Annotated in this window: 24 protein-coding genes and 1 tRNA gene; 15 read left to right on the top strand and 10 right to left on the bottom strand. The window is 46.3% G+C overall.

What is annotated here, in order from left to right:
- Positions 1–80: 80 nt before the first annotated feature.
- The 4 genes from TRQ2_RS03160 to TRQ2_RS03145 are packed head-to-tail and all read left to right on the top strand — an operon-like array spanning position 81 to position 3,025.
- Positions 81–338, top strand: a complete 258-nt coding sequence (locus TRQ2_RS03160; RefSeq protein WP_012310637.1) for a PLB family transporter — start codon at positions 81–83, stop codon at positions 336–338.
- Entirely contained in the window at positions 331–657 is a 327-nt protein-coding gene (locus TRQ2_RS03155) for a carboxymuconolactone decarboxylase family protein (RefSeq protein ID WP_012310636.1), read from the top strand. The genes TRQ2_RS03160 and TRQ2_RS03155 overlap by 8 nt, the downstream gene beginning before the upstream one ends.
- Complete coding sequence (locus tag TRQ2_RS03150; protein WP_012310635.1) at positions 614–2,794, top strand: cation-translocating P-type ATPase; 2,181 nt, start codon at positions 614–616, stop codon at positions 2,792–2,794. Before TRQ2_RS03155 ends, TRQ2_RS03150 begins: the two co-directional genes overlap by 44 nt.
- A gap of 27 nt (positions 2,795–2,821) precedes the next feature.
- Complete coding sequence (locus TRQ2_RS03145; protein WP_011943213.1) at positions 2,822–3,025, top strand: heavy-metal-associated domain-containing protein; 204 nt, start codon at positions 2,822–2,824, stop codon at positions 3,023–3,025.
- Here TRQ2_RS03145 and TRQ2_RS03140 read toward each other — a convergent pair.
- The gene (locus TRQ2_RS03140) at positions 3,010–3,594 is read right to left on the bottom strand and encodes a ThuA domain-containing protein (RefSeq protein WP_011943212.1); all 585 of its coding nucleotides are present in this window, start codon (positions 3,592–3,594) and stop codon (positions 3,010–3,012) included. The genes TRQ2_RS03145 and TRQ2_RS03140 overlap by 16 nt on opposite strands.
- Positions 3,595–3,746: 152 nt before the next feature.
- On the opposite strand from TRQ2_RS03140, the gene TRQ2_RS03135 reads away from it, so the two are divergent.
- From TRQ2_RS03135 to TRQ2_RS03100, 8 genes are all read left to right on the top strand, one after another.
- The gene (locus tag TRQ2_RS03135) at positions 3,747–4,757 is read left to right on the top strand and encodes a C4-dicarboxylate TRAP transporter substrate-binding protein (RefSeq protein WP_011943211.1); all 1,011 of its coding nucleotides are present in this window, start codon (positions 3,747–3,749) and stop codon (positions 4,755–4,757) included.
- 62 nt (positions 4,758–4,819) lie between these two features.
- Positions 4,820–5,299 (top strand): TRAP transporter small permease, encoded by a 480-nt coding sequence (locus TRQ2_RS03130; RefSeq protein WP_011943210.1) that lies wholly within the window; start codon positions 4,820–4,822, stop codon positions 5,297–5,299.
- Between the two features lies 1 nt (position 5,300).
- Positions 5,301–6,584, top strand: coding sequence for a TRAP transporter large permease subunit (locus tag TRQ2_RS03125; protein ID WP_011943209.1), 1,284 nt, complete (start codon positions 5,301–5,303; stop codon positions 6,582–6,584).
- 15 nt (positions 6,585–6,599) lie between these two features.
- A complete protein-coding gene (locus TRQ2_RS03120; protein ID WP_011943208.1) occupies positions 6,600–7,355 on the top strand; it encodes an SDR family NAD(P)-dependent oxidoreductase in 756 nt (251 codons plus the stop codon).
- Positions 7,356–7,367: 12 nt separating this feature from the next.
- Complete coding sequence (locus TRQ2_RS03115) at positions 7,368–8,210, top strand: MurR/RpiR family transcriptional regulator (RefSeq protein ID WP_011943207.1); 843 nt, start codon at positions 7,368–7,370, stop codon at positions 8,208–8,210.
- A 17-nt stretch (positions 8,211–8,227) separates the two neighbouring features.
- Complete coding sequence (locus TRQ2_RS03110; protein WP_011943206.1) at positions 8,228–9,211, top strand: phosphoglycerate dehydrogenase; 984 nt, start codon at positions 8,228–8,230, stop codon at positions 9,209–9,211.
- Between the two features lie 39 nt (positions 9,212–9,250).
- Positions 9,251–9,327: transfer RNA gene (locus TRQ2_RS03105), tRNA-Thr, on the top strand.
- A 33-nt stretch (positions 9,328–9,360) separates the two neighbouring features.
- Positions 9,361–10,287, top strand: coding sequence for a site-specific DNA-methyltransferase (locus TRQ2_RS03100; RefSeq protein ID WP_008193633.1), 927 nt, complete (start codon positions 9,361–9,363; stop codon positions 10,285–10,287).
- On the opposite strand, the gene TRQ2_RS03095 is transcribed toward TRQ2_RS03100, so the two are convergent.
- From TRQ2_RS03095 to TRQ2_RS03055, 9 genes are read right to left on the bottom strand one after another with little or no spacing between them, the layout of a single operon-like run.
- Entirely contained in the window at positions 10,278–10,952 is a 675-nt protein-coding gene (locus tag TRQ2_RS03095; RefSeq protein ID WP_004083091.1) for a hypothetical protein, read from the bottom strand. The genes TRQ2_RS03100 and TRQ2_RS03095 overlap by 10 nt on opposite strands.
- On the bottom strand, positions 10,927–12,231 hold the full coding sequence (locus tag TRQ2_RS03090; protein WP_011943205.1) for an amidohydrolase family protein: 1,305 nt from the start codon (positions 12,229–12,231) through the stop codon (positions 10,927–10,929). The genes TRQ2_RS03095 and TRQ2_RS03090 overlap by 26 nt, the downstream gene beginning before the upstream one ends.
- Positions 12,228–12,791 (bottom strand): orotate phosphoribosyltransferase, encoded by a 564-nt coding sequence (gene pyrE / locus TRQ2_RS03085; RefSeq protein ID WP_011943204.1) that lies wholly within the window; start codon positions 12,789–12,791, stop codon positions 12,228–12,230. The genes TRQ2_RS03090 and pyrE overlap by 4 nt, the downstream gene beginning before the upstream one ends.
- On the bottom strand, positions 12,788–13,393 hold the full coding sequence (gene pyrF, locus TRQ2_RS03080; protein ID WP_011943203.1) for an orotidine-5'-phosphate decarboxylase: 606 nt from the start codon (positions 13,391–13,393) through the stop codon (positions 12,788–12,790). The genes pyrE and pyrF overlap by 4 nt, the downstream gene beginning before the upstream one ends.
- Positions 13,390–14,202, bottom strand: a complete 813-nt coding sequence (locus tag TRQ2_RS03075) for a dihydroorotate dehydrogenase (protein WP_012310634.1) — start codon at positions 14,200–14,202, stop codon at positions 13,390–13,392. Before TRQ2_RS03075 ends, pyrF begins: the two co-directional genes overlap by 4 nt.
- Complete coding sequence (locus TRQ2_RS03070; RefSeq protein WP_010865096.1) at positions 14,190–14,843, bottom strand: dihydroorotate dehydrogenase; 654 nt, start codon at positions 14,841–14,843, stop codon at positions 14,190–14,192. The genes TRQ2_RS03075 and TRQ2_RS03070 overlap by 13 nt, the downstream gene beginning before the upstream one ends.
- Positions 14,806–15,936 carry a dihydroorotase gene (locus tag TRQ2_RS03065; RefSeq protein WP_004083103.1) on the bottom strand — a complete coding sequence of 377 codons (1,131 nt, stop codon included), beginning with the start codon at positions 15,934–15,936 and terminating at the stop codon, positions 14,806–14,808. Before TRQ2_RS03065 ends, TRQ2_RS03070 begins: the two co-directional genes overlap by 38 nt.
- Positions 15,937–15,962: 26 nt before the next feature.
- Positions 15,963–17,201, bottom strand: a complete 1,239-nt coding sequence (gene estD, locus TRQ2_RS03060; RefSeq protein ID WP_004083104.1) for an esterase EstD — start codon at positions 17,199–17,201, stop codon at positions 15,963–15,965.
- On the bottom strand, positions 17,198–18,901 hold the full coding sequence (locus tag TRQ2_RS03055; RefSeq protein ID WP_011943201.1) for a YgiQ family radical SAM protein: 1,704 nt from the start codon (positions 18,899–18,901) through the stop codon (positions 17,198–17,200). The genes estD and TRQ2_RS03055 overlap by 4 nt, the downstream gene beginning before the upstream one ends.
- Before the next feature lie 371 nt (positions 18,902–19,272).
- Between TRQ2_RS03055 and TRQ2_RS03050 the strand changes: the two genes are divergently transcribed.
- Genes TRQ2_RS03050 through TRQ2_RS09875 form a run of 3 tightly spaced genes read left to right on the top strand, consistent with a single transcriptional unit; the run spans position 19,273 to position 20,332 of the window.
- Positions 19,273–19,656 (top strand): DUF2089 domain-containing protein, encoded by a 384-nt coding sequence (locus TRQ2_RS03050; protein WP_011943199.1) that lies wholly within the window; start codon positions 19,273–19,275, stop codon positions 19,654–19,656.
- On the top strand, positions 19,649–20,149 hold the full coding sequence (locus TRQ2_RS03045; RefSeq protein WP_011943198.1) for a hypothetical protein: 501 nt from the start codon (positions 19,649–19,651) through the stop codon (positions 20,147–20,149). Before TRQ2_RS03050 ends, TRQ2_RS03045 begins: the two co-directional genes overlap by 8 nt.
- A gap of 21 nt (positions 20,150–20,170) precedes the next feature.
- Positions 20,171–20,332, top strand: a complete 162-nt coding sequence (locus TRQ2_RS09875) for a hypothetical protein (protein ID WP_162009635.1) — start codon at positions 20,171–20,173, stop codon at positions 20,330–20,332.
- Position 20,333: the final 1 nt, after the last annotated feature.

The raw sequence follows: 20,333 nt of genomic DNA, 5'->3' as shown, positions 1-20,333 counted from the left end.
TACTGGAAAAATTCGACTTGAATTAGTCTCTCATAATGTGCTACAATTAGTGTAGCATAATTTGAGAGGAGGAATCAACGATGTGTCCTTTTTGTTTTTGGAGCTGGGGCTTCTGGCCCTGGAACTGGGGAGGAGTTATCATGATGATTTTCTGGGCAGTTATTCTGGTGGTTCTCTTTGCCTTTCTCTTCAGGTGGCTTGGAGGAGAAAGACATGAGAAAACGGAAGGAAGAACCAGTAACAAAAAGGCTCTTGAGATACTGAAGGAAAGGTTTGCCCGCGGTGAGATCACCGAAGAAGAGTACGAAAGAATGAAAAGGAGGATCCAGGATGAGTGAATTTGAACGCTGGAGAAAGGAATTCCCTGAAGTGAGTGGTGCCGTTGTAAGAATGAGAAACAAGGCTTTCGCTGACGGTTCTATCCCTGCAAAGTACAAAGTGCTGACGGCTTTAGCCATAGCGGTTGTGGAAAAGTGCAAACCCTGTGCTCAGGGATATTATCAGAAAGCGATCGAAATGGGTGCCACAAAGGATGAAATAAAAGAGATCCTCGAAGTTGCTGTCACCATGGGAGCGTGCATTGCAGAAACCTGGGCGAGGGAGGTGTGGCAAGATGGCCGATCAGAGGACAATGGAGGATCGTGCTGTGAAGAATGAAGGGATAAAGAAGACCTTCACCGTAACAGGAATGACGTGTGCCACATGTGCGAAAACCGTTGAAAAGGCCCTGAGAAAACTCGACGGGGTGAAATTCGCAGCGGTGAATCTGGCAACCTCCACGGGTTTCATCGTGGCAGAAAGAGAGTTATCCTTCGAGGAAATCAAAAAAGCGGTGGAAGAGGTAGGTTATGGAATCAGTACAGAATCACCAGAGGACGTGGAAAGAAAGCGTTACGAAGAATCGAAAAAGAATTTGATCCTTGCCTGGCTCGTCACGGCTCCTCTTGCCCTCCTTATGATTTATCACATGTTTGTTTCCAAGGTGCCGTATTTCACCTGGATAGAGGTCTTCGCAGGTGCGTTCGTTACGTTCTATGTGGGCAGAGGAACGATCAGAGGGGCATGGATAGCCCTCACACATAAGCACACGAACATGGACACACTCATCTTCTTCGGTGCGGTGACTTCCTGGGTAACGGCTGTTCTCGACAGTATAGGACTTCCCGTGATGTCTTTCGGTGCCATAGGTGCCATGATCGTTGCGTTTCATATCACCGGACGTTTCATAGAGTCTTACCTGCGTGACAGGGCCAGCAAAGAAATCAAAGCCCTTCTGAAACTTCAGGCGAAAGAAGCCCGTGTCATCACCGATGAAGGAGAAGTGATGATGCCGATAGAGGCGGTGAAAGAGGATTTCATCGTACTCGTGAAGCCCGGCGAAAGAATACCCGTGGATGGGGTGATCGTGGAAGGCCAGTCTTCAATCGATGAGTCCGTAGTGACGGGAGAATCCATACCGGTTTTGAAGAGAGAAAACGATGAAGTAATCGGTGGTTCTTTGAATGTATCGAGCCCTATCAAAATAAAAGTCGCAAAAGTAGGAGAAGACACCTTTTTGTCTCAAATGATCAAATTGATTCAGGAAGCGCAGGGTTCGAAGGTGCCGATTCAGGCTCTCGCCGATAGAATCACCATGTGGTTTGTCCCCACGATCATCGTCCTTGCGATAGCCAGTGCCCTGGTGTGGTATTTCAACTACGAAACCTTCCTACCCTTTGTAGAAAAGGCAAGAGAAATCTTTCCCTGGATCATACAAACCAGTGACCCGCTGACCTTCTCTGTCTTCGTCTTCGTTGCAACGATCGTCATAGCGTGTCCATGTGCGCTTGGTCTTGCAACTCCCATGGCCCTTGTGACTGGAACGGGACTTGCGGCAAAGAAAGGTCTTCTCATAAGAAACGCCGAGGCGATTCAGACATCGAAGGACATTGGGGTGGTTCTCACAGACAAAACAGGAACGCTCACCGAGGGCAGTCCAAGGGTGGTGGATCACAACCTTTCCGACGAACTGGTGAGGATCGTAGCGAGCGTGGAGAGAAACTCGAACCATCCTCTTGCAAAGGCAATTTCTGAACTTTCTCAGAATGTAGTTGAGGTAGAAAGCGTGGAGGAAGTCCCAGGAGAAGGAGTGAGGGCACGTTACAAGGGAGAAGAGTATTTTGTCGGGAAGCCTCTGGATTATTCAAAGTACGAGTCTCTCCTGGAGGAAGGAAAGACCGTAGTTGAGGTGAGAAGAAACGGTGAAGTTGTAGGATTTCTCGCAATAGAAGATCCGATCAGAGAAGACAGTCCCGAGGCCGTGAGAAGACTCAGGGAGATGGGAATAGAACCTGTCATGATAACGGGAGACAATGAAAAGACTGCAAAAGCGGTTGCAAGACGCCTTGGGATAGAGAAGTTCCACGCGGGTGTGAAACCTTCTGAGAAACTGGACCTTGTGAGATATTACCAGGCCCAGGGAAAGAAAGTTGCGATGGTGGGAGACGGTATGAACGACGCCGCTGCTTTGAAAGGGGCAGATGTTGGAATAGCGATAGGTTCGGGAACAGACCTTGCCATCGACAGCGCAGACATCATCATAACAAAGGGCGGTATATCGAAAGTCGTCGATGCGATAGAAATATCAAGAAAGACTTTCAAAATCATAAAACAGAACCTGTTCTGGGCCTTCTTCTACAATGTGATAGCCATTCCAATGGCGATGATGGGATTGCTTCATCCGGTGATCGCAGAACTCGCCATGGCTTTCAGTTCCATCACTGTGACTCTCAACTCTATGAGGGTGAGAGAGTGAACGATCAAAATCTGAGGAGGTGCTGCCATGAGGTACGTACTCAACGTTCCGGATATTTCCTGCAATCACTGCAAAATGAGAATTTCGAAGGCGCTGGAAGAACTGGGCGTTAAAAACTACGAAGTGAGCGTGGAAGAGAAGAAAGTGGTTGTTGAAACGGAAGATCTGGACAGTGTTTTGAAGAAACTCGAGGAGATCGACTATCCGGTGGAGAGTTACCATGAAGCCTGATTAACAAAGGTGTTGAGAACTTTCTTCAAAAAATCTCTAAAGACCTGATCCTTCAGGCCCTCACTGTGAGCGGGTGTGAGGGCCAGTATTTTTCCGTTGTAATATCTTTTCATCCAGCCCGCGATGGAGGTACCGTCTTCTGATTCACTCCAGAGGAATATCTCCACATCGGAATACAGATCCACGAAATAGTGTTCATCTACGAGTTCAAATTCAACGTCCTTGCCGTAGTATCTCACTTTCTTCTGAGGTGGATGGTGGATGAACCTTCCTCCAACAAGCCTGTTGTAGCTCTCTGGAAAACGTGCAAGGCCGGAGTGCCAGACAAAGAGCATTCCTCCGGATCTCACGTAGTCTTCCAGAATCTTTGTTTCTTCCTCTTTGAACCACGGTGTTTCATCGTCGAGGAGGTTCCAGCGTCCTATGACAACAAGATCTGGGAATTTTCTGATCTCTGGGAAATCCTCAGGACGAAGATCATTGATCTCACAGTTTAAGGCATATTTCAAGGTTTCCAGAAAGAGATCGTGATCGTGGTATTTGTCGCCAAGAAAAGAAAAAACTCCCATCTCATCCCTCCTAATCAGTATACTATCACCACATTATGTAACAGAAATGTTAACCATTGACTTTCTATCCGATTGAGACATAAAATTTTTTTGCAAAGATATGGTTATAGTACCATAAGAAAAAAATATTTTTACCGAGGAGGTGTGGGTTAATGGGTAAAAAGCTTCTTTTGATGCTGATTTTAGGCGTGTTTTTAGTGTCGGCTGTGTTCGGTGCAAAGTACACACTGAGATTTGGACACGTTCTTGCTCCAGGTGAACCGTACCATCAGGCGTTTCTGAAATGGGCCAAGGCAGTTGAGGAGAGAACGAACGGCGATGTTAGAATTGAAGTCTTCCCGAGTTCACAGCTTGGTGTGGAAGAGGACATCATCGAGCAGATCAGAATGGGAGCGCCTGTGGGATGGAACACGGACTCTGCAAGGCTTGGAATGTACGTTAAAGACATCGGCGTCATGAACCTTGCATACTTCATCGATTTCATGGGCGCAAAAACTCCTGAAGAGGCGATGGAGGTTCTGAAGAAGATCAAGCAATCTCCAACAATGCAGAAGTGGTTGAAAGAGTTGGAACAGAAATTCGGTATAAAGGTTCTCTCCTTCTACTGGGTGCAGGGTTACAGACACTTTGTGACAAACAAACCCATCAGGGAACCGGAAGACCTGAATGGTTTGAGAATCAGAACTCCCGGTGCGCCTGCATGGCAGGAATCCATAAGAGCTCTTGGTGCCATCCCTGTTGCCGTCAACTTCGGAGAGATCTACACAGCGGTCCAGACGAAAGCGGTCGATGGAGCAGAACTCACTTACGCGAATGTTTACAACGGTGGTCTATACGAAGTTTTGAAGTACATGTCTGAAACGGGACACTTCCTTCTCATCAACTTCGAAATCGTCAGCGCAGACTGGTTCAACAGCCTGCCCAAGGAATATCAGAAGATTATTGAGGAAGAGATTGACAAAGCGGGAATCGAAGTTTCTCTCAAAATCATGAAAGAACTCGAAGAAGAATACAAACAGAAGTGTATTGAAAAGGGTATGACAGTGATACCAGCTTCTGAAATCGACAAGGAAGCCTTTATGGAAAGGGCAAAACAGGCTTACAAGAATCTCGGTCTTGAGGATGCTCTCAACCAGTTGATCAAGGAAGTGAAGGGAGAGTAATCATCAATTGCCCGGCCCTTTCTGGGTCGGGCTTTCACTCTGTTCAGACAGAGGTGAGAGACGTGAAAAAAGTGGACCAGATTCTTTTGAAGTTTGAAAAACACGCCGCCAAGATTCTCCTTATGGTTATGATTGTTCTCGTTTTTGCTTCAGGAGTTGCCAGATTTCTAAAGCATCCAATAAACTGGGCTGTTGATATGAGTAGCTTTTTCTTTGCCTGGGCCTGTTTCTTTGCGGTGGATGTGGCCTGGCGTGAAAACAAGATGATGTCTGTGGACATCCTTGTGAAGAAATTTTCCGAAAGGACTCAAAAGATCATCAGGGTAGTGAATTACATCATTATCCTTGCTTTCATTGTTTATCTTATCGTGTGGGGCTTTTATCTTTCCTATAAAACAAGATACAGAACCTTCGTGGGGATACCAAACTTCAGCTACACGTGGGTCACACTGAGTGTTCCTGTTGGTGCAATTTTGCTATTCAGAACAACTGTACTGAAGCTGATAGAAGAGTTCAGAGGCAACAAGAAGGAGGAAAGATGACATGATCATAGTGCTCATTGCCTTCGCTGTTTTTCTGATGCTTGGCATGCCTGTTGCCTTCGCTATAGGAATATCCGGATTCCTCTGGTTTCTTCAGCATCCAGAACTTCCCATCACTATTCCGATACAGAGACTGCTTTCTCAAACAGTGAATTTCACGCTGCTTGCTATTCCCATGTTCATTGTGGCTGGTAATGTGATGAATTCTGCCGGTGTGACGAGAAGACTCCTTGATTTTGCCTCTACCCTCGTTGGTCACATGAGAGGAGGACTCGGTCAGGTTTCAGCTGTTCTTTCCACGTTGATGGGAGGAGTTTCCGGATCCAGTATTGCGGACGCGGCGATGGAAACAAGGATGCTCGGTCCAGAGATGCTCAGACGAGGCTATCCAAGAGGATTCGCTGTTGCCGTGAACGTCTGGACGTCCCTGATCACTCCTATTATCCCTCCCGGTATCGCTTTCATCATTTACGGTACAATCGGTCAGGTCTCCATAGGAAGGCTCTTTGCGGCGGGAATAGGACCTGGTCTTCTTTTGATGGTGGTTTACATGATCACCATATGGTTTGTTGCTAAAAGATTGAACCTTGCACCTGAACGAGAGAAACGAGCACCGATAAACGAAGTTTTCAGATCTCTTGGAAAGAGTATCTGGGCTCTTATGTTTCCGGTTTTGCTGATTGTGGGTTTGAGAGGCGGTATCTTCACCCCTTCGGAGGTTGGTTCTTTCGCAGTTTTGTACGGAATGCTGGTGGGATTCATAATACACAGGGAGATGTCTTTCAAAACCTTTTATTGGGAAACCCTGGAGAATTCTCTTGGTGATATCGGTAGTGTGATGTTCATACTTTCAATGTCTACAATCTTTGGTTACGGTATGATATGGGAAAGGATACCGGAAAAGCTCGCGGAATTTCTCCTTGGAATATCTTCCAATCCAAACGTTCTGATGATAATGATCTCCTTGTTCCTGGTCTTCGCTGGTTTGTTTGTGGACGCAACGGCTTTGATTCTCATGCTTACAGCAATCCTGCTTCCTGTGGCAAGACAGGTGGGAATAGATCCCGTTCACTTCGGTTTGGTGTTCATTCTATCTGCTGCTATGGGTAATCAGACACCGCCTGTAGGTGCTTCCATGTATGCCGGTTGCTCTGTGCTCGGTGCAACCATAGAAGAATACATACAGGCATCCTGGCCTTTTCTGTTTGTGGCGATACTGGCAATATTTCTGGTTATTTTCTTTCCGCAGATCGTACTGTTCATTCCGAATCTCATCTTTGGATAAGGAGGGAGCAAAGCTATGAATTTCCAAGGAAAAGTGGTTTTGATAACAGGAGCAGGTTCCGGCATCGGAAAGAAGGCAGCCATTATGTTCGCAGAAAGAGGAGCGAAGGTAGCAATTAACGATATCTCTGAGGAAAAAGGAAAAGAAACAGTGGAGCTGATAAAGGGTCGGGGAGGAGAAGCTGCGTTTATCTTCGGAGATGTGGCGAAAGATGCAGAACAGATAGTGAAGAAAACAGTGGAAACGTTCGGAAGGCTTGACATCCTGGTGAACAACGCTGGTATTGTGCCTTATGGGAACATAGAAGAGACTTCGGAGGAAGACTTTGACAAAACGATAGCCGTGAACGTCAAAGGGCCTTTCCTTCTTTCAAAATATGCTGTCGAGCAGATGAAAAAACAGGGCGGAGGAGTCATTGTGAACGTTTCCTCCGAAGCAGGACTCATAGGGATTCCAAGAAGGTGTGTCTACAGTGTTTCAAAAGCAGCACTCCTGGGACTCACACGATCTCTTGCCGTTGACTACGTCGATTACGGAATCAGGGTCAACGCGGTGTGTCCAGGCACCACTCAGTCTGAGGGGCTCATGGCGAGGGTGAAGGCTTCTCCGAATCCAGAAGAACTCCTGAAAAAGATGACCTCCAGGATCCCCATGAAGAGACTGGGGAAAGAAGAGGAAATTGCCTTCGCAATCCTCTTTGCGGCGTGTGACGAAGCCGGATTTATGACGGGCAGTATCATAAACATAGATGGAGGTTCTACCGCTGTGTAAGGAGGTCTTAGTGTGGATGTTATTCAGAGGATCAAGGAAAAATACGATGAGTTCACGAATGCAGAGAAAAAAATAGCTGATACCATCCTTTCTGATCCGAAGGGAATTATAGAGAGTTCCATCAGCGATCTCAGCGAAAAAGCAGGTGTGAAGAGTGAAGCTTCCGTCGTGAAGTTTTACAAAAAACTGGGATTGAACAGCTTTCAACAGTTCAAGGTGCTTTTGGCTCAGAGCATCTCCAGGGCACCGCTCGAGATCGTCTACGAAGATGTCTCGAGTGAGGACGATACGAAAACCATCACGGAGAAGATATTCAAAGCAACAGTGAGGGCCATCCTGGATACACTGAATTGGATGGATGTCGATTCCATCGAAAAGGCCGTCGATCTGTTTAAAAACGCTCAGAGGATCATATTCATCGGTTTCGCGGCCTCGGCAGCTGTTGCGTTTGATGCGTTTCACAAATTCACAAGAATAGGAAAGAACTGTCTGTTTTCTAACGATGAGCACATCATAGCAACCATTCTTGCTACAGCTTCACCAAACGATCTGCTGGTTGCCATTTCGCACACCGGAGAAACGATCTCTGTGGTGAACTTCGCTAAAAAAGCGAAAGAGATGAAAATGCCGGTTGTTGCTATCACAGGGAATAGAAAATCCACGCTTGCGAAGTACTCGAATGTTGTCCTTGCCACCAACACAAAAGAGACGAAAATAAGAACCGATGCGATGACTTCGAGAATAGTCCAGCTTGTGATTCTCGATACGATATACACGCTTTTAGCAGCAAGAGATCCAAGGGCAATAGAAATTCTCAACAGGAGTAGACTCGCGGTTTCAGAATTGAAGTACTGAATCTGGAGGGGGAAGATATGAAAAAAGTATTGATCGTGACACGAACCTTCGGAAAGTACTCCCAGGAACCTGTTGAATTCCTCAAAAAAGAAGGCTTCGAAATAATAAGATCCGACACTATAGATCCTGACATCCTGAAGGAAGTAGATGCTTTGATTGTGGGAACACACCCAGTAACAGCAGAAATGATAGAAAATTCCAGTCTTAAAGTCATAGCAAAGCACGGTGTGGGGGTGGACAACATAGATTTGGAAGCTGCCACGAAAAAAGGTATTCCCGTTACCATCACAGCCGGTGCAAATTCCCTTTCCGTCGCAGAGCTCACAATCGCTTTCATCTTCGCACTGATTAGAGGTCTTGTATGGGCTCACAACAAACTGTTTCTCGAAAGAAAATGGGAAGGAACGGTGGGACAGGAAGTTTCTGGAAAAACACTGGGTGTGGTGGGGTTTGGCTCGATAGGAAGAGAAGTGGTTAAAAAGGCTGTCTGCCTTGGAATGAACGTGCTGGTCTACGATCCTTATGTGAGTAAAGATAATGTTAGATTACTGGAGGCTACCCCTGTTGATGATCTGGATCAACTTCTAAAAGAGAGTGATTTCGTCTCACTCCATGTTCCGCTGAACGAAAGTACAAAGAACATGATAGGAGAAAGAGAACTCTCACTCATGAAGAAATCTGCTTTTTTGATCAACACCTCCCGCGGAGGACTGGTAGATGAAGAAGCACTCGTGAAAGCTTTGAAAGAGGGAAGAATAGCAGGTGCTGCCTTGGATGTCTTCTCTGAGGAACCTCCGAATCCCAATTCACCTCTTTTCAAATGTCCCAATCTCATCACCACAGCCCATATAGGTGCGCATACAAAGGAATCCATCCTCAGAATGAATATGATGGCTGCTCAATCTGTGGTGGACTTTTTCAAGGGTAATATTCCGAAATACGTGGTGAATAAAGAAGTAGCCCAGATTTTGAAAGAGAAGGGTTATCAAGAAGTATCTTGAACGGAAAAGGTTCGTGTGTTAAAATAACCACAGAAGCGAGCAGGCGTAGCTTCAAGCGGTGGAGCGCCGCCTTGGTAAGGCGGAGGGTGTGGGTTCGAGTCCCACCGCCTGCTCCATTTTCTATTTTCCTATCCCCAGGGGATGACATTGTGAAGAGAAGAAAATCAACAAGAACCAGTTCTTTTGGAGTAAAAGGCCGGGAAAGCCATGATTCATCTCCATTTTATAGTAGAGCGATCTATTCCAACTTTTCCCTTCCAAAACCTTCAGAGGAAGATCTCATCGAGAACCCACTTCCTGAAAATCTCTTAGACAAGGTCATTGAGGGGGATGCCAGAGAAGTTCTGAAAAAAATACCTGACTGTTCGATACATCTCATGGTGACTTCACCTCCGTACAATGTAGGGAAAGAATACGATGAAGATATGACTCTTGATGAATACCTTGAATTCATAGAAGAAATCATGAAAGAAGTGTACAGGGTTCTCGTCTGGGGTGGAAGAGCCTGTTTTAATGTAGCAAATCTTGGAAGAAAACCGTACATTCCTCTTCATGCGTATCTCATCCATTTGTTTGAAAAGATAGGCTTTTTGATACGTGGAGAGATCATTTGGGACAAAGGGGAAGCGGTGAGTGGTTCTTCGACTGCGTGGGGTTCGTGGATGTCTCCTGTAAATCCCGTGCTAAGAGATCAACACGAATATATAATTGTAATGAGTAAAGGAGATCTAAAGCGAAGAAAACCCAGTGATAGAGAAGCAAAATCAACAATAACAAGGGAAGAATTTTTAGAATTCACAAGGAGTGTGTGGAAATTTCCACCAGAGTCAGCTAAGAGAGTAGGACATCCTGCCCCCTTTCCTGAGGAACTTCCTTACCGTTGTATACAGCTCTACACCTTTAAAGGAGATGTCGTTCTCGATCCTTTTGCTGGTGTAGGAACAACTTGTGTGGCTGCCGTTAAAACAGGACGGCATTTTGTTGGAATAGAGATAAATCCCGAATACGTAAAAAAGGCCGAAGAAAGGGTAAAGGATATTCTCAGCAAACCTACTCTTTTTGAAGATCACTGTTGATATTTTTCTATCAACTCTTTTATGAGATCGTACCATCCTTTGAAATATTCTTCTTTTGCTTTGAGTATCAATTCAACGGGAAAAGGTTTGTAATCGATCTCTAAATAGTTTTCCTCTTTTTTTGAAAGCTCGATCAATCTTTTTACAGTAGAACTCTTCAATCCAAAACCACGCGGGTTTGTGTTGCTGCTCGGGAGTGAGTAGTACTCCTCCAACTTTGATTCATTTTTTTCTACTTCTCTCTGTAGGTCTCTCAATTTTTCTAAATCAATAACGCATAGTATTATTTTGTCTTTGTTTCTTGCAATGTAGAATATATCTGCCTGGAAGTTGAAAGTTAAAATTCTATCTTTGGTTGGGAATCCATCCCATGCTATTTTAACGTCGGAAAATCCTTCAGTTGTTTTTATACTGTACCTCTTTGTTGAGTCGTCTTGAAAAGTTATTTCAATATCCCAGTTTCTTTCTGTGTCTGGGGCTTGATTAACGGATTTTATGAAGTGTGAAAGTTCTTTTCTTATCATCTCAACTATGAAATTCTCACGCCTTTTACCTACATCGGGAGCTCTTCCTTCAAAATAAAAGATATCCCATGCTTTTCCAAGGATATCGATTCTCTCTTTGTTCTTTTTGAAAATATCAATGAGAGGATCCGTTTTTCTCATAAATCTTCTCCCCCTCCACAAACACCGCAATGGGATCATCCTCGAAAAGAAGTGGATTTCTCTCGTAGAGACAAAAGTCTGCTCTGTACCCTGCTTCTATCTTTCCTGTTTTTATTCCCACCTGACTTGCCCCCGCTTCCGTCATCAGGTAGAACGTTTCTTCTCTGGAGAAACCCATTTTGAGTGCGTGTTCTGCGATATATTTTGGGTCACACGGTGAAACGGGAGAATCCGAAGAGAAAGAGATAGAAACACCCGCTTTGAACATTCTGTAGAACGGATAGTGAAGAGCGTTCACCTTGACTTTCTTCAAAAGGGGCTGATCTTCGAAGAAGAAATGTGGCTGAACGGAAAAAGTGGTGTTTTTCACCCGTTGTAGATCCTTTTCCTGGACGAACTGAGCGTGGATGATTCTGTGACCGCGGTGTCTTTCGAGAACATCGAGAACAAGGCTCACCGCACTGTCTCCTATGGCGTGAACGTTCAAAATGAGATCGTGTTCGTCGCAGAAGCGAGCCAGTTCTTCGAGTTTTTCTTCTGTGAGAAGTTGCACACCCTGCGTTCCGTCGTCGTATTCACCGGAGATGAGAGCCGTTTTTGCTCCAAGGGAACCGTCCATGAAGACTTTGACTCCTTTAACGTGCACTCTCTTGTTGAGATCTCCGAAGTGTTCGGGTTTTAGATCCTTTGGTTTCAGCTTCTCGAAGAGTCTGATTCTGGAGTGTTTTATAATGGAAAGAAGCCTTTCCACGCTCACACCGTAAAGGTCATCGCTCTGAACGAATGTTACACCGTGTTTGAGAAATTCCTCTTCTCCTACTCTGTAGAATTCTGCTATTTTCTCTTTGAAGACGTATTCGTAGATCTTTTCCAAGTTCTCTACGAGATACCTTTCTTCGACTCCCAGAACCTCCATCGCTTTTTTGTTGAGAAACGCTTTGTGACCGCACCTTCTTATGAGAAAGACAGGCGCTTCGATTCTGTCCAACCTCTCAACAACCGATCCATCTGGTTCTTCGAACCAACCCCTTCCCACCACAACTTCACTGGTGAGATCTCTTTCGAAAAGCTCGTCCCAATCGTTGAACTGGACACTGAGTTTCGAAAAGCCCGTTCCCACAACGTGTGCGTGTGAATCGACAAAGCCCGGAACGAGGAAGTATCCTTTCGCATCAATGACAGGTTCATTTGCTTTTTCGACGAATTCTCCGTTTTCCACGAACAGATCTTTTTGAACAAACTCCCTTCCATTCCACACCAGGGCACCTTTTATTATCATTTCAACCCCCTGCTTCCCGGTTTTTCTGCCGGGATTCCCTGTTTGCAGAGTGGACAGTCTTCAGGATCGTAGACCGGAAGGTCGAGCTTCAGAAGACTTTCGAACGGAACTCCAAAGTCCACTTTTCCGCCGGAGCGATCGATGATGGAACCCACACACACCACGTTTGCTCCATACTCTTTCAAGAGCTCTATCACTTCCTTCACAGAACCACCCGTGGTCACCACGTCTTCAACTACCGCTGCTTTCTCACCAGGTCTTACGAAAAAGCCCCTTCTGAGTTTCATCACTCCGTTTTCTCTTTCCGCGAACAACGACCTCGCTTTCAGGTACCTTGCGACGACGTACGAGAGTATCACTCCTCCCATCGCAGGACCCACTACTGTTTCCACATCGTACTTCCTCAGAAGCTTTGCTAATTCTTCTCCCACGATGTCGCCGTACTCTGGGAACTCGAAAAGACGTGCGCACTGCACGTATCTTGAGGAGTGTTTCCCGGAAGAGAGAATGAAGTGCCCCTCCATCAAAGCACCGGTTTTCTCGAGGATTTCCTTTATCACAGTCTCATCTCCTTTATTCTTTTGATCTTTTCTCCGGGATTTTCGCTCAGGTAGATCTCTCTTCCGAGCACAGCAAAATCCGCTATTCCCTTCATTTCTTCGAGCGTTACGACGTCCTTTTGATCGTCTGCTTTCACTTCCATTCTGATGCCGGGAACGAGAATTTTGCCTTTTATCTTCTCTCTCAGAGCCTTTGCCCATGGACCAGGAAGCACGAAATCACACCCAAGCTTGTTCAGTTTTTCTATCCTGTCCATGTAATCCTCGAGAGATCCTTCCATGGAAGTGAGTTTCACCACAACGAACACATGTTTGTCTGTTGTCCTGAGGGCTCTCTCCACGCTTTCGTATCCAGCGCAGGAGTGAACTGTGAAACCTATGATCGCCGGATGATCCCAGCTCTTTATGGAACGTTCCACCGTTGAAGGGATATCACAGAACTTCAGGTCAAGGATTATCTTCAAATTCCTCTTTGCGAGTTCGTCGAAGATCTTTTTTCCGTGTACGGCGAGGTTGTGCCCCACCTTCACCACTTCGAAACTGCCGTTTTCGTCGATGAATCTGATAGGATCTTCCATGTCCAGACTGAGAACAGGTGTCATCTTTTCACCTCCAGCAGATATTTTCCAATTTCTTCCACAACACCGGGATCTTTGAAGAGAGCGCTTCCGACTCCTATCACGTCCGCTCCCACTTTCAGGAATTCTTCTGCGTCTTTCACGGAGTACACACCACCGCTTGCTATCACAAAGAGTTCTGGGAATCTTTTCTTCACTTCGTACACTGCCCTGAGGGCGATCGGTTTCAGCACGGGACCAGAAAGTCCTCCTAAGATCATCGTGTCTTTTTCAAAATGCAGTCCCCTCACCGTGTTCACGAGCGTGATTCCGTCCCATTCCGCTTTCATCACGAATTCCGCAGCGTCTTCCACGAAGATACCCTCTACTCCCACTTTCGCTATCAGGAAGGAGTCGGGAAGTTCTTTTCTAAGTGTGTTCAGGAGTTTCTTCCACTCTTCCGCGTTTTTGACTATGGAGAGTCCTCCTTCTTTCACGTTCGGACAGGAGAAATTGAACTCCACCGCATAGAATCTGTCCGCTACCTTTTTGAACACACGGGCCACTTCCAGATACTCCTCGAAAGAATCACCGCCGAGACTTGCGATCATGGGAACGGGAAGTTCCGGAATGTTTTCAACGAACGCGTGTATTCCGGGGTTTTCCAGTCCGATCCTGTTTATCACGTAGAAATCGCTGTCTGCCATTCTGGGAGTGGGGTTTCCTTCTTTCGGATGGAGCGTGACGGTTTTCAGCAAAACACCGCCCACGTATCTGTGATCCATGAGCTTCAGATACTCTCCAAAGCCGGCAGGACCGGAGAGAAGAACAAGGGGAGGTTTCAGCTCCAGCACAGTTCATCACCTCTGAATATAGGGCCATCGGTGCAGACGTGTTTCACACCCTCTTTTGTGAAGACGGCACAGGACTTACACGCTCCTATTCCGCATCCCATGTATTCTTCGAGCGAGAAGTAAACTTCTTTTCCTTTCAGGTGTTCCCAGCAGACTTTTTCCATTCCCCGAGAACCGGAGACGAGGTACCAGTCGTACTCTCCCGTGGAGGAGAGTTTACTCAAAAACTCCTCATCACCAACGGCCGTTTCGTGATCAAGTGGTATCTGGAAGGGAGTTCTGCTTCCCACGAGTACATCCACGTTCATCTTCTTTCGGAACGCTTCGGCCATCGTGAGGCATGTGGGAGAGATGATGAGAAGGCCTTTTCCAGGCTTTTCGAAGCCGTTTCCAAGAGGACCGTGACCTTTTATCTTCTCTGCTTCTTCGACGATCCACTTCGTTCCCTTTCCCTTCACCTGAACGGAGATCGCTGTGTGATCTTCCCAGTATCCGAGAACGAAAGGCTTTCTGACGAGTTTCGGTGTCTCCAACATGACGAACTGTCCTGGAGAGAAATCGATCCGCTCCTCGAAGAGAACGATCCAGGTATCCTCGTTCACTCTAATCGTTTTCTTTTTGGTCAGCAATAACCTCTCCATCTATCATCACCCATCTTCCTTTGAGTTTAAGAGCGACCACTTTTCCCTTCAGTCTGACACCGTCGAACATGGAATTCTTCCCTTTGCTTTTGAATTTTTTTGCGTCCACGATGAACTCTGCCTCCGGATCGATGAACACAAGAGTATCTTCTGTGAGACGAGCTTCAACACCGAGCACTTCGAGGGGCTTTTTCGTGAGTTTTTTTACGACGAGTTCGAGATCACCCAGGGCTGTGTAATAGGCAGGAAAGGCGATTTCTATGGATGTTGAGCCGTAGGGAGCGGTGAGAAAATCGTCCGGTTTTTCGTGGTGTGGCGCGTGATCCGTCGCTAGAACATCGATCACATCTTTTTTCACGGCCTCAATGAGAGCTCTTCTATCCTCCGGAGATCCGAGAGGAGGGTTGATCTTGAAGTTCGTGTTTTTGATGTCTTCGTAGCAGAAAAACAGGTGGTGCGGTGTTACTTCACAGCTGACCTTTGCCAGGTTCTTCAAAAACGATATCACTTCTACGGAGTACTTCGTTGTTACATGCTGGATGTGGAATCTTTCGAATCCGTACTCAAGGCCCGTCAGAACGGTTCGTGCTATGGCTATCGCTTCGTTCGATCTCGGTCTTTTCTGAAACGGTAGAGGAGCTCCCTCGTAGAAGATTCCATCCACCTCGTACATCTGGCTGTGGTCGAACCAGAGGGCTTTCTTTTTCTTTTTCATCGTTTCAACGAGTGTAGGGTAGTCGTACTCTATGCCGTCCGTTGAAAAGCCCACCACTCTTTCTCCTTCAGCTTCGATCGATCCGAAGGGAGAAACGGCAAAGAGAAACTCGACCGCTCTGTTTTTGGAGAGATCCAGGTGTCTTTCCAGAACTTCTTTGCTGTCTATGAGTGGCTTTGTATTGGGCTGTACCACCACTTTAAAAAAGCCTCCCACAAGGGAGGCTTCTTCTAAGGAGCTGTAATCTTCTCCACCATTGAGGCGAACATGAACGTGAAGATCGACAAAGGGAAACGTGGCAACCAATCCTTTCGAGGGAAAGGGTGTTTCTATTTCTTCTTCTATCCATTTCTTTCTAAACGGATCGTAGATCCTCACACTTTTCCCTCCGAATTCCTTTCCTGTTATTTTACCATCCACCTGGCGATCTCATCTATTACTCTTTTGTCAACGTGACCTTTCTTCATGTATTCAACCGGCGTTGATTTTCCTTCTCCTGAAATCATCAAGTGATTGAGATCGTCGAAGACGAGTATTTTCACATTTTCCCTGCCTGAAAGTTCCTTCAACCAGATCTCCTGGTCCTTTTCAGTCACCTGGTAGTCTCTGCCGCCGAAGATCAAAAGCATGGGGATGGTTAGTCTCTTCGCAATTGAAGCAGGATCTCTTTCTCTCAGATCGTAAAAGTACTTCGCGGGAGCTCCAAGGACGAATTCATCTGGAGGAATCTCTTTTCTTTTGAGTTTTTCCAGAATGTTCAGAGTTTCTTCTACGTTGCTTGCAAGACCCAGAGACTGAAGATATTTCAACTGATCTTCCATGACTTCTTCGAGCGGTCTTGCGGGCGGTGCTATCATGACAACACCGTCTGCCTTCGATCTTTCCGCTATCTCCGGTGTGAGCATCGCACCGAGGCTGTGTCCCAGCACATAAACTCGGGAGACGTCTTTTCTCTCTTTGAGTATCTTCACCGCTTCCAGTGCGTCTTCTATGACTTCTTTTTCGACGGTCAGGGTGGTAGGGTCTACTTTCTCGACGAACGTTCTTTTGTGGTATCTGAGAACGATGATACCCTTCGAAGACAGACCGTACGCGATGTCCTTGAATATCTTGTTTGGACCGATGGTTTCGTCCATGTCGTTCGGTCCAGAGCCGTGCACGAGGACAACAGCCGGGAACGGTCCGCTTCCTTTTGGGATCGTGATCTTCCCGGGAAGGCCGTTCACGGTGATATCCTTCTCCTCAAAGCTCTCCGGGTCCACGTAGTCTGGAAGTTCGTACTCTGTCTTTGTAGCCTGTTTGAAGAAGAGTCCGGCGACTTTTCCTTCTCTGTCCATGGTGACAAGTGCTGAGATTTCTCCTCTGTCGAACTTCAGAGTGAAGTTGTAGATCTCGTATTCAGCCTGGATGATTTTCTCGTATCCAGCGATTTCTCTGAAGTCACTGAGCTGTGCTTTCAGAGAGTTCCAGATGTTTGAAAGACTCTGGACACTGAGCTGTGCTTTTACCTGATTGGAACACATATTCAAAGCCGATTCGAAGTTTTCAGAGGTGAGATGTTGAACGAAGAGAAACGCTTCCTGATCGAAGGCACCAAACACCATCACACCGAGAAAGAGCGAAAGGAAGACAGTGAGTCTCATCTCTTTTCCCTCCCCTTCTTTTTGAACAGCACGTTCTCCTTCATCTTGTTTCTTACCTTCAGCGATCTTTCGACGTGAACCTTTTCACCTGTGAAGGGATCCAAACCAGAGTAGTACATCGCGGTGCTCACCGTTCCGGGAGTAGGTGTGAATATCTGGATCTGCTGAGGAAAGTACCCGAGGTGTTTGAGTATGAAGTCTCTCAAGTAATTGTTCTCCCTCCAGCCTTCTCCCGGATGTCCCACTATGAAGTAGCCGATCACGTACTTTCTCTTTCCTATCTTCTTTGCGAGTGTTTCAAAGCGCCTTTTGAACTCGAGGAACAGTTCTACAGGCGGTTTTCTCATCAGAGATAGCACCTTTGGATGAGCGTGTTCGGGGGCGAGTTTCAGCTGTCCCGGGGTGTACTTCACGAGTTCCCTTATGAAGACGTCTGGATCTTTTTCGGCAAGGACGAAGTCGTGCCTGATCCCGGAAGAGACAAAGACGTTTCTGACACCTGGTATTTTCCTGATCGACTCGAGAAGAGAGATGAATTCGTCATGGTTCGGTCGGACAATCTTGCACACGCTGGGATACAAACAGAACTTCTGGCACTGTCCTTTCGTTTCTCTGATGGAACAGCTCGAACCGTAGAGGTTCGCAGTCGGCCCTCCAACATCCGTGATGGTACCTTTGAAATCCTTTTTCTTTGTGAGGATCCTCACTTCTTCGAGAATGGAATCTTTGCTGCGGTAGGAAACGTGGGTCGTCTGGTGCTGTGTGAGGGCGCAGAAAGAACAGCTTCCGAAACAACCTCTCACGGCCGTTATCGAGAACTTCACCGTTTCTATCGCCTTCACTCTTCCCATCTTTGCGTAGAAGGGATGAACTTCTCTTTCGAAAGGAAGAAGGTAGAGCCGGTCGAGTTCCTCCTGGGAAAGTGGAAGTTGCGGGGGATTCTGAACAACATATCTTGTGTCCTGTTTCTGGTAGATCAGAATGTTCTTGTATGGATCAGTATACCAGGTCTGAAGTTTCAACGCTTCGGCGTATTTTTCGGGATTCTCTGAGATTTCATCGTAGGAGGGTAGTTCGATGCCTCCTTCAGGTTTTTGAGAGGACCACCAGACAACTCCACGAACACTTTTGCACTTTTCTATATCACCTGTTCTGGAAAGAATCTGTGCAATCTCAAGAACTGCCTTCTCACCCATTCCATAGACGAGGAGATCCACCTTTGAATCGATGAGGATGGATTTTCTCACCTTTTCGCTCCACCAGTCGTAATGTGCGAACCTTCTGAGGCTCGCTTCCAATCCACCAAGGACAACGGGAACTTCCGGGAAGAATCTCTTGATGAGATTCGTATAGACGATGGTTGCTCTGTCAGGTCTTTTTCCACCAGATCCACCCGGTGTGTAGTCGTCCGTTTTTCTCTTTTTCTTTGAGGCCGTGTAATTCGCCACCATCGAGTCAACGTTTCCAGCGGTGACACCGAAGAAAAGACGAGGCCTTCCAAGACGTGTGATGTCTTTTTCTGTTCTCCAGTCCGGCTGAGCTATGATTCCCACTTTGAAGCCGTGAGAGACGAGATAATGACCGATAAGGGCAACACCGAAGGAGGGATGATCCACATAAGCGTCACCTGTGACAAGAATGACATCGAGCTCTCTCCAGCCTAATTTTTTCATTTCCTCACGTGTTGTGGGAAGAAACACAGTATCACCCTATGTATTTTAAAACAAAAAAAGCCTCGTTTCGAGGCCTGGTTAAAAAACAGGGACGCAGGGGCACGACACTTATTTCTTTTGAGGTTGCTTTATCTTTTCATTGTGGATCGAAATCAACACATCTACCGGTATCAACACTAACATTTTCCTCACCTCCTTTTTGAGAATTACTCTCATTTTTCATGTGTAAGTGTATCATCGGGAGATTAAGAGTCAAATAAGGTAACGCTAATTATATGTAAAGAAAGACTCATTTCACGGTGAAGAAGGGAGCAATAAGAATCCTCACAGAAAAATTTTTGGGGACTTGACAAAATATTTGGTGATAGTCTAAAATATTTTGCAGGAGGTGACAAAATATGTTGCCCAAGTGTCCGGTCTGCGGAAAAGAAATGATAGTTACAGAGCTTCACTGCAAAAGAGACGATGTCACTGTGCGGGGACATTTCAAAGCGAGCCCGTTCGATTTTCTCGACAAAGATGAACTCGAGTTCGTGATTCTATTCTTCAAGGCGCGTGGGAATTTGAAGGAGATAGAGCGTTACACAGGACAGGGCTATTTCGCCTTGAGGGGGAAGCTGGAGAGAATCCTGGAGAAGATGAATCTCCAACCCCTTGGAGAAGTGGAGGAAGAAGCTGCAGAAGAGGATCTCTTCAAGCAGGTGAAAGAAGGGAAGATCAGCGTTGAGGAAGCTTTGGAAATTCTGAAGAAGAGGAAAAAAGGAGGAGAGAGCGATGTCTGAGGAGATCAGAAAGATCCTGGAAGCTGTGGCAAGGGGAGAAATCAGTCCAGAAGAAGGGGAGATGCTGATAAAGGCGGTACAGGAAAAGGAAAGAGAAGAAATCGGGCCAAAAGGTGATTTTTCTGAACGGGAGGGCGACTACATCCTCGGCGAAAACGAGATAGTGGAAGAAGATCTCGTCCTTTCTAAAAAGAAAGCGATCATAAGGGGAAAAATCAAAGGAGATCTTGCGCTCATCAACTGTGAAACGTTCTTTTCCGGAGAGGTGGAAGGTGATCTTGCCGTCATCGGCGGAAAGATCGAATTCGATGGAGGAACGGTGAAGGGAGATCTCGCTCTCATCGGCGTCAAAGAATCAGGGAAAACACCGGTGGTGGAAGGTGATATCGCGAGGATATCGAACTTCTTCGTCAGCGGTATTTTGAAAATGGTCTCTCCTTTCATCAGTAACATCTCTGTTTCTTCCAAGAAGAAGGTCGAAGGAAAAGAATGATCTTCCATGAAGGTGTATCTGATGGTTTCGACGATTCTTGTGGTGATGTTGTTTTCTTTGATATGGCTGTATGTGCTGTTTTTTTCTACTGTAGAGACAGCTCCATCTTCACCGGCGGTTTGGGAACTGGGTGTCACAGAAACATCCAGTGCAATGGTACCTGGAAGTCTTCAGGATCGATGAG

Source organism: Thermotoga sp. RQ2 (assembly GCF_000019625.1).
GTDB lineage: Bacteria > Thermotogota > Thermotogae > Thermotogales > Thermotogaceae > Thermotoga > Thermotoga maritima.
The sequence above is the reverse complement of the archived record's forward strand: the minus strand, read 5'-3'. Positions and strand labels throughout refer to the sequence as shown.

Excerpts from the sequence above, each read along its gene's own strand:
- TRQ2_RS03160 (WP_012310637.1), top strand. The coding sequence starts at position 81 with ATGTGTCCTTTTTGTTTTTGGAGCTGGGGCTTCTGGCCCTGGAACTGG.
- TRQ2_RS03045 (WP_011943198.1), top strand. The coding sequence starts at position 19,649 with ATGTCTGAGGAGATCAGAAAGATCCTGGAAGCTGTGGCAAGGGGAGAA.
- TRQ2_RS03110 (WP_011943206.1), top strand. The coding sequence starts at position 8,228 with ATGAAAAAAGTATTGATCGTGACACGAACCTTCGGAAAGTACTCCCAG.
- TRQ2_RS03050 (WP_011943199.1), top strand. The coding sequence starts at position 19,273 with ATGTTGCCCAAGTGTCCGGTCTGCGGAAAAGAAATGATAGTTACAGAG.
- TRQ2_RS03125 (WP_011943209.1), top strand. The coding sequence starts at position 5,301 with ATGATCATAGTGCTCATTGCCTTCGCTGTTTTTCTGATGCTTGGCATG.
- TRQ2_RS09875 (WP_162009635.1), top strand. The coding sequence starts at position 20,171 with ATGGTTTCGACGATTCTTGTGGTGATGTTGTTTTCTTTGATATGGCTG.
- TRQ2_RS03095 (WP_004083091.1), bottom strand. The coding sequence starts at position 10,952 with ATGAGAAAAACGGATCCTCTCATTGATATTTTCAAAAAGAACAAAGAG.
- TRQ2_RS03090 (WP_011943205.1), bottom strand. The coding sequence starts at position 12,231 with ATGATAATAAAAGGTGCCCTGGTGTGGAATGGAAGGGAGTTTGTTCAA.
- TRQ2_RS03155 (WP_012310636.1), top strand. The coding sequence starts at position 331 with ATGAGTGAATTTGAACGCTGGAGAAAGGAATTCCCTGAAGTGAGTGGT.
- TRQ2_RS03120 (WP_011943208.1), top strand. The coding sequence starts at position 6,600 with ATGAATTTCCAAGGAAAAGTGGTTTTGATAACAGGAGCAGGTTCCGGC.
- TRQ2_RS03150 (WP_012310635.1), top strand. The coding sequence starts at position 614 with ATGGCCGATCAGAGGACAATGGAGGATCGTGCTGTGAAGAATGAAGGG.
- TRQ2_RS03070 (WP_010865096.1), bottom strand. The coding sequence starts at position 14,843 with ATGGAGAGGTTATTGCTGACCAAAAAGAAAACGATTAGAGTGAACGAG.
- estD (WP_004083104.1), bottom strand. The coding sequence starts at position 17,201 with ATGAGACTCACTGTCTTCCTTTCGCTCTTTCTCGGTGTGATGGTGTTT.
- TRQ2_RS03135 (WP_011943211.1), top strand. The coding sequence starts at position 3,747 with ATGGGTAAAAAGCTTCTTTTGATGCTGATTTTAGGCGTGTTTTTAGTG.
- TRQ2_RS03140 (WP_011943212.1), bottom strand. The coding sequence starts at position 3,594 with ATGGGAGTTTTTTCTTTTCTTGGCGACAAATACCACGATCACGATCTC.
- TRQ2_RS03145 (WP_011943213.1), top strand. The coding sequence starts at position 2,822 with ATGAGGTACGTACTCAACGTTCCGGATATTTCCTGCAATCACTGCAAA.
- pyrF (WP_011943203.1), bottom strand. The coding sequence starts at position 13,393 with ATGACACCTGTTCTCAGTCTGGACATGGAAGATCCTATCAGATTCATC.